The 10,140-nt window shown below is 71.5% G+C and carries 9 protein-coding genes and 1 tRNA gene; 3 read left to right on the forward strand and 7 right to left on the reverse strand.

Going from position 1 to position 10,140, the window contains the following annotated elements:
• Window positions 1–198 precede the first annotated feature (198 nt).
• Together IH09_RS35605 and IH09_RS35610 are read left to right on the forward strand one after the other, a co-directional pair.
• Window positions 199–792 (forward strand): lytic polysaccharide monooxygenase auxiliary activity family 9 protein, encoded by a 594-nt coding sequence (locus tag IH09_RS35605; protein ID WP_052861897.1) that lies wholly within the window; start codon window positions 199–201, stop codon window positions 790–792.
• A 621-nt stretch (window positions 793–1,413) separates the two neighbouring features.
• Complete coding sequence (locus tag IH09_RS35610; RefSeq protein ID WP_240150675.1) at window positions 1,414–3,087, forward strand: AMP-binding protein; 1,674 nt, start codon at window positions 1,414–1,416, stop codon at window positions 3,085–3,087.
• Between the two features lie 177 nt (window positions 3,088–3,264).
• Here IH09_RS35610 and IH09_RS35615 read toward each other — a convergent pair.
• The 6 genes from IH09_RS35615 to ehuB form a co-directional block, all read right to left on the reverse strand.
• Window positions 3,265–3,338: transfer RNA gene (locus tag IH09_RS35615), tRNA-Lys, on the reverse strand.
• A 211-nt stretch (window positions 3,339–3,549) separates the two neighbouring features.
• Window positions 3,550–4,308, reverse strand: a complete 759-nt coding sequence (locus IH09_RS35620) for an IclR family transcriptional regulator domain-containing protein (RefSeq protein WP_052861898.1) — start codon at window positions 4,306–4,308, stop codon at window positions 3,550–3,552.
• 540 nt (window positions 4,309–4,848) lie between these two features.
• On the reverse strand, window positions 4,849–5,604 hold the full coding sequence (ehuA, locus tag IH09_RS35625; RefSeq protein WP_052861904.1) for an ectoine/hydroxyectoine ABC transporter ATP-binding protein EhuA: 756 nt from the start codon (window positions 5,602–5,604) through the stop codon (window positions 4,849–4,851).
• Between the two features lie 91 nt (window positions 5,605–5,695).
• Window positions 5,696–6,346, reverse strand: a complete 651-nt coding sequence (gene ehuD, locus IH09_RS35630) for an ectoine/hydroxyectoine ABC transporter permease subunit EhuD (RefSeq protein ID WP_052861899.1) — start codon at window positions 6,344–6,346, stop codon at window positions 5,696–5,698.
• Entirely contained in the window at window positions 6,343–7,104 is a 762-nt protein-coding gene (ehuC, locus tag IH09_RS35635) for an ectoine/hydroxyectoine ABC transporter permease subunit EhuC (RefSeq protein ID WP_052861905.1), read from the reverse strand. Before ehuC ends, ehuD begins: the two co-directional genes overlap by 4 nt.
• Window positions 7,101–8,033, reverse strand: coding sequence for an ectoine/hydroxyectoine ABC transporter substrate-binding protein EhuB (ehuB, locus tag IH09_RS35640; RefSeq protein ID WP_052861900.1), 933 nt, complete (start codon window positions 8,031–8,033; stop codon window positions 7,101–7,103). Before ehuB ends, ehuC begins: the two co-directional genes overlap by 4 nt.
• Before the next feature lie 110 nt (window positions 8,034–8,143).
• Here ehuB and IH09_RS35645 point away from each other — a divergent pair, with 110 nt between their 5' ends.
• Window positions 8,144–8,644 carry a DUF3830 family protein gene (locus IH09_RS35645; protein ID WP_052861901.1) on the forward strand — a complete coding sequence of 167 codons (501 nt, stop codon included), beginning with the start codon at window positions 8,144–8,146 and terminating at the stop codon, window positions 8,642–8,644.
• Here IH09_RS35645 and IH09_RS35650 read toward each other — a convergent pair.
• Window positions 8,625–10,061: an amidase gene (locus tag IH09_RS35650; RefSeq protein WP_052861902.1), complete on the reverse strand. Its 1,437-nt coding sequence runs from the start codon at window positions 10,059–10,061 to the stop codon at window positions 8,625–8,627. The two genes, IH09_RS35645 and IH09_RS35650, sit on opposite strands and share 20 nt — an antisense overlap.
• Window positions 10,062–10,140 lie beyond the last annotated feature (79 nt).

Genomic DNA, 10,140 nt, shown 5'->3' on the forward strand with positions numbered 1-10,140 from the left:
GCCCCGCCCCGCCCCGCCCCGCCCCGCCCCGCCCCGCTTACGGCGCCGTCGTTTTCCCTGTTGGCCGGTTTCGGAAACCGGAGTTCCGGTTGTTATTGGTCTGGACATGTCCAACGCCGCTTACTAGTCTGCCATCTGGTCTAGACCGCCGTACTTCACTCACCCCCTCGGAACCCCCACGTTCTTCAGGAGCGAAGCATGCGCAAAAGGATCAGCGCTGCCGTGGTCGGCCTCGGCATCGTCGGCGTTTCCCTGCTGTCCACGAGCAGTGCGTCCAGCCACGGCTACAGCGACGCACCCATCAGCCGCCAGGCGCTCTGCGCCAATCACACCGTCACGGACTGCGGTGCGATCCAGTACGAACCGCAGAGCGTCGAGGGGCCCAAGGGCTTCCCGGCCGCCGGTCCCGCCGACGGAAAGATCTGCTCCGGCGGGCACGACGGGTTCGCCCAGCTCGACGATCCGCGTGGCGGCAAGTGGCCCGGCACCAAGCTCGCGGCGGGGCAGGGCTACACCTTCAGCTGGCGACTGACGGCGCGTCACTCGACCACGGATTTCGAGTACTTCATCACCAAGGACGGCTACGACCCCACCAAGCCACTCACCCGCGCCGACCTCGAACCCCAGCCGTTCATGACGGTGCCGATGGGCGGGGTGCAGCCGGGTTCGACGGTGCAGCACCAGGGCACCATCCCGACCCAGAAGAGCGGGCGCCACCTCATCCTGGGCGTATGGAACATCGCCGACACCGGCAACGCGTTCTACGCCTGCTCGGACGTCGATCTCTCCTGACCTCCGGCGCGCCAGACGTCGCCGGATTCTCCGGTGGGCCTCCCCGACTTCCCCCGGGGAGGCCCTCGGCGCACCCACGCCACCTTCCGATCCCCGTCCCCATTCCCATGCCCGTTCCCCTGTCCGTCCTCATTTGTTTCTCCTCCCGCGCTCTCATTCATCGCTCCCTCGCCGCCCCGGCCTCCCTCGCATCCACCACGCTCCGTCCCGTTCCGCCCCACCCGTCCCGCCGCCTCCAGCCCCTTCTGGTTCGTTATCAACGTTACGAACAGCGGGAGTTGGTGACGTCAACCCACGGGTTGGTTGTGCGCGGCGCGTTCGTGGACCCGTGGTGTGACGCCCGCTCCGATCTCGTCGCCCGCCGCGCTCGCCACCCCCGCCCGCCATGCCTTCTCCGAAGCACGCGCCCCTCCACATCTGACGCTGAGTCAATTACCCTGCACCGCCATGACGGCGCCCAACGGCACCCACCCCGACCCCGGCCCCACCCCAGGCCCCACCCTCGGCCCCACCAGCCACCCCACCGGTCGCCCCACGAACCGCTCTACCAACCACCCCACCAACCACCCCGCCACCGTCGCCGAACTCATCCAGGCGCAGTGGGGCGATCACCGGACCGGTATGAAGTACGGGGAGCTCAGCCTCACGCATCATGAGCTGGCCGCCGGGGCGGCCGCCCGTGCGGCGCTGCTGGTGGAGCTGCTGCCACGAGGTGCGGAGCCGCATATCGGTGTACTGCTCGACAACGTCCCCGAATACCCGCTCTGGCTCAGCGCGGCGGCGCTCGCCGGGGCCGCCGTGGCGGGGATCAACCCCACCCGCCGTGGCCCGGAACTCGTCCGCGACATCGCGCACACCGACTGCGCGCTGCTGATCACCGAACGCGCCCACCTGCCGCTGCTGGCCGGGCAGACCCTCCCCGTCCCGCCCGATCGCATCCTCGTCGTCGACGACCCCGCCTACCGCGCACTGCTCACCCCGTACGAGGACGCCCGCCCCGGTGACACGCACCTCGGCAGGACGCCGCGCGGCCGAGCCCCGGCCGCCGCCCCCACCCCCGCCGCCCGGATGCTGCTGTACTTCACCTCCGGCTCCACCGGCACGCCCAAGGCCGCCATCTGCACCCAGGGCCGGCTGGCCGCCGCGGGACACGCACTGGCCGGCTACTTCGGTGTACGGCGGGACGACGTCCACTACCTCTGTATGCCGATGTTCCACGGGAACGCCGTGCTCGCCGGCTGGGCCCCGGCGCTCGCCGGCGGCGCGGCCGTCGCGCTGCGCCGCCGCTTCTCGGCCTCCGCCTTCCTCCCGGACGTCCGCCGCTACGGCGCCACGTACTTCACCTACGTCGGCCGCGCCGTGCAGTACCTGCTCGCCACCCAGCCGGGCCCCGACGACCGCGACCACCCGCTGCGCGCCGGATTCGGCACCGAGGCGGGCACCGTCGACGCGGTCCGCTTCGCCGACCGTTTCGGCGTCCGCCTCACCGAGGGCTACGGCTCCTCGGAGGGCGGCGCCGCCCTCCGGCGCTCGCCGGACACCCCGCCCGGCGCCATCGGTACCGCCGCTCCCGGCGAGGATCTCGCCGTCGTCGACCCGGAGACCGGCGCCGAGCTGCCGCGCGCCCGCCTCGACACGGCCGGGCGGCTGCTCAACGGCGCGGAGGCCATCGGGGAGCTGGTCAACCGGGGCCGCAGCTCCTTCGAGGGCTACTGGCGCAACCCCGAGGCCACCGCCGCCCGCACCCGTGGCCGGACATCAGCGCAGGCCGGCGCGGGCTGGTACTGGACCGGCGATCTCTTCTTCCGGGACGCCGACGGGTTCTTCCACTTCGCCGGGCGTACGGACGACCGGCTGCGGGTGGACAGCGAGAACCTGGCCGCCACGATGATCGAGAACATCCTCGCCCGCTACGCCCCGGCAACCGGCGTCGCCGTCCACGCGGTCCCCGACCCCGTCGCCGGCGACCAGGTCATGGCCACCCTCGCACTGCGCGACGGCGCGGTCTTCGACCCGGACGACTTCGTGGCCTTCCTCGCCGCCCAGCCCGACCTCGGGACGAAGATGGCGCCCCGCTTCGTGCGGACCGTCGCCGCGCTGCCCGTCACCGCCACCCACAAGGTGCACCGGGCCGCCCTCCGCCGCACGGGCTTCCGCTGCCCCGAACCGGTCTGGTGGTCACCCCTGGACGCCGGGCCCGCCGGGCGCGCGTACCGCCCGTTCGGCGAAGCGGACCGGGCCGCCCTCCTGGCCCACTACGCCGACCACGACCGCGCCCACCTCCTGGAGAGGTGACAGGGGCATGGACGAGCGACAGCAGAGGGGCGGGGTGTGAGAGGTGAGGGGTGGCACGGGTGCGGCGGGGGAGCGGACAAGAGGGCGAGGAGGCGGCTGTGTACCGGGTGCCGCGTGCCCCGTCCCGCAATAGCGAAATGGGCGTCCCCGGAGAACCGAGAACGCCCACTTCTTACGTGCGCCGCCAGGGACTCGAACCCCGGACCCGCTGATTAAGAGTCAGCTGCTCTAACCAACTGAGCTAGCGGCGCGCGCTGACGAAAGAAATACTACCTGGTCCGAATGGGTGCTTGAGACCATCCCCGGACGGCCTCCCGCCGAGGCCCCGGAGCGCCCCACCAAGGCCCCACGCGGCACACCCGGTGATCTCGTACGCACACCCCCGGTTCGCAGGCAGCCCCCGGGCACGCGTCGATCGCGAGGCGTTTACACGCCAGCCCCGGGGCGGCACGTCCGGATAGATCAGATCGCCAGCGAGAGCAGTACCGGAGCGGCGCGCCGGTTGAGGGCGTCGGCGGCCTGGCGCAGGCGGTGGGCGTGCTCCAGCGGCATGGAGAGCGCGAGGCAGCCGACCGTCGAACCGGCGGTGATCGGTACGGCCGCGCAGACCGTGCCGACGGCGTACTCCTGGAGATCGAGTACCGGAACCGTCGGCGGCTGGCTGTCGAGCTTGTGGAACAGCACCTTCTCGTTGGTGATCGTCCGGGAGGTGAGCCGGGCGGTCTTGTGGCGGGAGAGGTGATCCATCCGGCCGTCGTGGTCCAGCTGTGCGAGCAGGCACTTGCCGACCGCGCTGGCGTGTGCCGTGCGCCGGAACTCGGCCCATTCGTTGACCTTGGGCGCGAGCGGTCCGTCGGCGTAGTGGAGGATCTTGACCTCGCCGTCGATGTACCGGCTGATGTAGAAGGCGGCGCCGACGGAATCCCGCAGCTCGTCGAGGGTGATCTGGAGCTTGTCCCGCAGTGCCTGGTCGCGGTCGCCGCCCGAGCCCAGCAGGAGGAGCGACTCGCCGACGACATACGCGCCGTCCGCCAGCTGCTCCACATAGCCCTCACGCCGCAGCATCGCCAGCATGTGGCTGAGGTTCCCCGTGGGCAGGCCGGTTTCGCGGGCGAGCTGCGCATCGGTCACGCCACTGGCGTGCCTGGAGATGGTTTCGAGCACGCGAAGGGCGTATTGCACCGAATGGAACGGCGCGGTCGGCTCGGGCTTCAGCGCCACGGTGTCCCCCTAGCAGGTTGTTACCGCTTGCATCGTGCCGTCACTGGAGGATGCGGCCGGCGTGATTGCCGACCACTCCCGGACAGCGGGCTTCTATCACGATAGCGGTCAACAGCCATGGATGGAGGGGGTCTTGACCGAAAACCGGCGCCGCCGAGGGGTCTGTCCAGGCGCGCATTGCGCTGGCATATGCCCTAGGCACAGTAGGGCGTCTCTACCGGGGGCGTTGCCGGACCGTGCCGCGCACCGAAAACCTGCACTCCGGTATGCCGGAATCCTTCCCTCCAGTAGGTCGAAGGCCCTTTCCGGTACCCGCCGGAGCCCGGCCCCGTGACGGGTCCGGGCTCCGGCGTACGGGCGCAAAGAGCGCGTGGAGCACGATAGGGGCGCGCGATGGAGAACACGCGCTGTTACACCGTTACGGCACCCGGCCGAGGACCGTCATGGCACCCCGGACGCGAGCATCCCGGGCACAGGGCATCCCAAGCACAGGACATCCTGGACGCAGGGCACCCCGGACGGTCGCCGCACCGGCCCCCGTCACAGCACCGCGCTCAGGAACTCGCGGGTCCGTTCGTGCTCCGGCGCCGTGAAGATCTGCTCCGGCGGGCCGAACTCGATGACCCGGCCGGCGTCGAACATCATCACGCAGTCGGAGATGTCCCGGGCGAAGTTCATCTCGTGCGTGACGCAGAGCAGCGTGATGTCCGTGGAGCGGGCGATGTCCCGCAGGACGTCCAGCACACCGGCCACCAGTTCCGGATCGAGCGCCGAGGTCACCTCGTCCAGCAGCAGCACCTTCGGCCGCATCGCCAGCGCCCGTGCGATGGCGACCCGCTGCTGCTGGCCGCCGGAGAGCTGGCCCGGGTACTTGTCGAGGTGATCGGTCAGGCCGACCAGGTCCAGCAGTTCGCGGGCGCGCTCCTCCGCCGCGTCCTTCGCCAGGCCCAGGACGTGCACCGGGGCCTCGGTGATGTTCCGCAGCACCTTCATGTTCGGGAAGAGGTTGAACTGCTGGAAGACCATGCCGATGTTCCTGCGGACCGCGCGGCTGTGCCGTTCGCCCGCCGGGACGAGCCGGCCGCCCTTCTCCTCGTGCGTGAGGTAGTCGCCGTTGAACATGATCGTGCCCTCGTCCGGCTTCAGCAGCGTCATCATCAGCCGCAGGATCGTGGTCTTGCCGGAGCCGGAGGGGCCGATCAGCGTCACGTGCTTGCCGGAGTGGACCGTCATGTCCAGCGCGTCCAGGACGGTGTGGGCGCCGAAGCGCTTGGTGACCTTGTCGAAGCGGATCAGCTCGGCGCCGTCGGCCGCCGGGCCGCCCGGGTCCGTGGCGGCCGTGTCGTCCGGGGCGTCCGGGACGGTCGTGTCGTTCGGGGTGGTGCGGTCAGCGGGCAAGGCGGCGCTCCAGGGCTCGCAGGAGAAGGGAGGCGGGGTAGGCGATGACGAGGAAGGCGACACCGACGACGGTGTACGGCTCGACGGTCTGGAAGGTCTGGGACGAGAACTGCCGTGCCTCGCCCAGCATTTCCAGCACACCGATCGCGAAGAGCATCGGCGAGTCCTTCAGCATCGAGATGACGTAGTTGCCCAGCGCCGGTACGACGCGGCGGATCGCCTGCGGCAGGATCACCGCGGTCCACGTACGGCCGCGCGGCAGGCTCAGCGCCGTCGCCGCCTCCCACTGGCCGGCGGGTACCCCGTCGATACCGGCGCGGTAGACCTCGGCGGTGTACGTCGAGTAGTGCAGGCCCAGGCCGATCACGCCGGTGGCCAGGGCGCTGAGCGTGACACCCCACTCGGGCATCACGTAGTACAGGAAGAACAGCTGCACCAGCAGCGGGGTGTTGCGCACGAACTCGGTGAGCACGGTCACCGGCCAGCGCACCGCCTTCCGGGCGGAACGCTGCGCCAGGGCCCACACCAGGCCGAGTGCGAAGGCGATCAGGGAACCGAGCGCCAGGGCCTGGAGGGTGACCAGGACGCCCCGGAAGAACGCCGGCAGGAAGTCGCCGACCGCGGACCAGTCGAAGGTCATCGTGGTTCACCCCGCCCCGTGGCGCCGGCGCCCGCACCGGGTACCGCGGTGGCCGGCCGGCCACCGCCCGCCCGGCGGAACAGGCTCGCCCGCTTCGCCGGCGGCCGGCCGATACCGGCCTTCGCCTGCCGCTCCACCGCCCGCATCCCGCGGGTCAGCACGAAGGCCAGCACGAAGTACATGACCAGGATGACCGTGTAGACGGGGGCGCTCTGCGTGGTGGCGTTGCGCACAAGTGAGGCGCCGAAGGCGATATCGCCCACGCCCAGGATCGACACCAGCGCGGTGCCCTTGAGCAGCTCGATCAGCAGATTGGTGCACGGCGGGACCATCTCCGGCCACGCCTGCGGCAGGACGATCTTCCACAGCTGCTGCGCGGGGGAGAAGCCGAGGGCGATGCCCGCCTCCCGCTGCGCCGGTGCCACCGCCGCGACCGCGCCCCGTACGACCTCGGAGCCGTACGCGCCGTACGTCAGGCCCAGCGTGAGGACCGCGGCCCACATCGGGGCCAGCTGCCAGCCGAAGCCCACCGGCAGCACGAAGAACATCCAGAACATCAGGATCAGCGCGGACGTACCGCGGAAGATCTCGAAATAGGCGCCGGAAAGGAACCGCACGAGCCACCGCCGGTGGGTGCGCGCCAGACCGATCACGAAAGCCGTCACCGCGCCGAGCGCCGCGCTGTAGACGGTCAGCTGGACGGTGATCCAGACGCCCTTGAGCAGCAGTTGCCACAGCCCCCAGGAGATATCGCTCATGGCCGGCACTTCTCCTCGGCGGTGAGCTCCGTCATCTGCTCCTGCGTGAAACCGAAGGGCCGCATGAGGGCGAGGAGTTCGCCGGACTTCTTCATCTTGTGCAGTTCACGGTTGAAGGCGTCCCGCAGCCGCGTCTCCGGGGTACGGAACGCGAAACCGCCGGCATCGATCACCGGTTTGCCCCGCACCAGCGGGGTGACCTCGGGCGTCGCCTCGACCCTGGTGGTCCGCGACTCGCGGACGACATTGCGTACGGTCACCGCCGTGCCGGCGAAGACGTCCACCCGCCCCTGCTCGACCGCGAGCAGGCCCGCCAATTGGTCGGGCAGCGTGGTGATACCGGTGACCCCGGCCTCCTTCGCGTAGTCGATCTCGGCGTAGCCGACGCCGGTCGCCATTTTCGCTCCGGTCCTGGCGATGTCCCGGTACGTGCGGAGCCCCTTCGGATTGCCCTTGGGAACGATGAAGGCATCCAGCATCTGGTATTCGGGATCGGCGAAGATGACCTTCGTGCAGCGCTCCGGATTGAGGTACATACCGGCGGCCACGATGTCGAACTGCTGCGAATTCAGGCCCGCTATCAGTGAGCTGAACTCGGTGGGGAACGGCTCGACCTCGGGGACGCCGAGCCGGGGGAATATCGTCCGCGCGATGGCGGGCGCCGAGCCGGTCATCTTCCCGTCCCGGCCGATGTAGCTGTACGGCTGCTCGCCCGCCAGGCCCAGCGTGACCGAGCCCTTCGCGCGCAGCCGGGCCAGCAGCTGCCCGCCGTCCCCGGTGCCGGCCGCGGACACCCGGCTGCACGCGCCGACCGTCCCGATCGCACCCGCCGCGCCGAGCGCCGCCACCCCCGCGAGCAGCGCGCGGCGGCGGACGCCGCCCGGTATCCGTCCTTCGTTCTCTGAGATGTTCCGCTGTGGTGGAGCCATGGGCGCGCGGCTACCCGGACACCCGGCACCTATGCCGGCCGTGTCCCGCTCTTGACATGAGCGGCGGCCAGTTGTTCCGTACGCCGGTATTGCCCCCCTACGATCGGGATATGACCGATCGCCTCATCGAAGTCTCCCTGGCCGGGCGCGGTGTGCGCTGCACCGCCAAGCTGCTCGACGACCGTGCGCCGATCACCTGCGACGCCGTCTGGGACGCGCTCCCGCTCGGCGGCGACGTCTACCACGCCAAGTACGCCCGCAACGAGATCTACACCCTCGTACCGCCGTTCGCCCCCCAGGAGCCGCCGCTGGAGAACCCGACCGTCACCCCCATCCCCGGCGATCTGTGCTACTTCACCTTCACCGGCACGCAGTTGGGCACCGCGTCCTACGGCTACGAGAGCGGCGCCGGGCACCAGGGCCGCGCCACCGTCGTCGATCTCGCGCTCTTCTACGAGCGCAACAACCTGCTGATCAACGGCGATACGGGCTGGGTCCCCGGCATCGTCTGGGGCACCGTCGTCGACGGCCTGGCGCGGATGGCCGACGCCTGCCAGGACCTCTGGCGGTCCGGCGCCCAGGGCGAGTCGCTCACCTTCCGGCGGGCGTAGCGGGCGCGGGCGGCGCCGGGATCTCCGCGGCCCCCGCCTCGTACAGGGCGTGCGCGACGCGCAGCACCAGGGCGTCTGCGTGCCGCGCCCCGATCAGCTGGGCACCGATCGGCAGCCCGGCGCCGTCCACCCCGCAGGGCAGCGTCGCGGCGGGCTGCTGCGTCATGTTGAACGGGTAGGTGAACGGCGTCCAGCCCGTCCACCGGGTGTACCCCGACCCGGCCGGCACCTCGGCGCCCGCCGCGAACGCGGTGATCGGCTCGGTCGGCGTCACCAGCAGGTCGTACGTGCGGTGGAAGCGGCCCATCGCCCGGCCGAGCGCCGCCCGCACCTCGACCGCCGCCAGATAGTCCAGTGCCCCCAGCCGCGCGCCCTGCTCGCAGATCTCCCGCAGCCCCGGGTCGAGCAGCGCGCGCTCCGCGTCGCCCAGATGCTGCACCACCCGCGCCGCCCCGCTGAACCACAGCGTGTGGAACGCCGCCACCGGGTCCTCGATGCCCGGGTCGGTCTCCTCGACGTGCGCGCCCAGCGCGGCGAGCCGGTCCACGACGGTGCGCACCGCCGCGGCCACCTCCGGCGCCACCGGCACGTCCCAGCCGAGCGACGGGCTGTACGCCACCCGGAGCCCGGCCACCGGCCCGGTCAGCGCCGCCCGGAAGGACCCGGTCTCCGGGGCGAGCTGGGTCCAGTCCCGCCAGTCCGGGCCGGTGATCACATCCATCATCAGCGCCGCGTCGGCCGCGTCCCGGGTCATCGGCCCGACATGCGACAGCGTCCCGAACGGGCTCGCCGGATACAGCGGCACCCGCCCGTAGGTGCCCTTGAGGGCGAAGATCCCGCAGAACGAGGCCGGGATGCGGACCGAACCGCCGCCGTCCGTCCCCAGCGCCAGCGGACCGGCGCCCAGCGCCACCGCCGCCGCACCGCCGCCGCTGGACCCGCCCGAGGTGCGCCCCGGGTCGTACGGATTGCCCGTCACCCCGTACCGCGGACTGTCCGTGACGCCCTTCCAGCCGAACTCCGGAGTGGTGGTCTTGCCGAGAAACACCGCTCCGGCCGCACGCAGCCGGGCGACGGCCGGCGCGTCCTCGTCCCAGGCCGCGCCCTCGGCCCGGACGGTCCGCGAACCGCGCAGCGTCGGCGTGCCGCGGGTCAGCAGCAGGTCCTTGACGGTGACCGGTACGCCGTCCACCGGCCCGGCCGGGCGCCCGGCCCGCCAGCGCCGGGCCGACTCACCGGCGGCGGCCAGCGCCTCCTCCGAGTCGATCCGGACGAAGGCGTTCGTCCGCGCCTGGGCGGCCTCGGCGCGCGCCAGCACGGCCGAGGCCACCTCGACGGGGGAGAACTCGCCGGCGGCGTACCCGGCCGTGAGGCGGGTGGCGGTGAGATCGGCGAGCCGGGTCGGTTCGGTGGTCATGGGCATCCTCCGAGCGGGGGCCGGCCCGGGGCGGGACGGCGGGGTGGCTGGGGCTGCTGCAAGGAGAGAGGCGGGTGGG

This window comes from Streptomyces celluloflavus, assembly GCA_000720995.1.
GTDB classification, from domain to species: domain Bacteria; phylum Actinomycetota; class Actinomycetes; order Streptomycetales; family Streptomycetaceae; genus Streptomyces; species Streptomyces celluloflavus.

Bases quoted from the DNA above. Each gene is read 5' to 3' on its own strand.
- IH09_RS35605 (WP_052861897.1), top strand. From the start codon at position 199: ATGCGCAAAAGGATCAGCGCTGCCGTGGTCGGCCTCGGCATCGTCGGC.
- IH09_RS35610 (WP_240150675.1), top strand. From the start codon at position 1,414: ATGAAGTACGGGGAGCTCAGCCTCACGCATCATGAGCTGGCCGCCGGG.
- ehuD (WP_052861899.1), bottom strand. From the start codon at position 6,346: ATGACCTTCGACTGGTCCGCGGTCGGCGACTTCCTGCCGGCGTTCTTC.
- ehuC (WP_052861905.1), bottom strand. From the start codon at position 7,104: ATGAGCGATATCTCCTGGGGGCTGTGGCAACTGCTGCTCAAGGGCGTC.
- ehuB (WP_052861900.1), bottom strand. From the start codon at position 8,033: ATGGCTCCACCACAGCGGAACATCTCAGAGAACGAAGGACGGATACCG.
- IH09_RS35645 (WP_052861901.1), top strand. From the start codon at position 8,144: ATGACCGATCGCCTCATCGAAGTCTCCCTGGCCGGGCGCGGTGTGCGC.
- IH09_RS35650 (WP_052861902.1), bottom strand. From the start codon at position 10,061: ATGACCACCGAACCGACCCGGCTCGCCGATCTCACCGCCACCCGCCTC.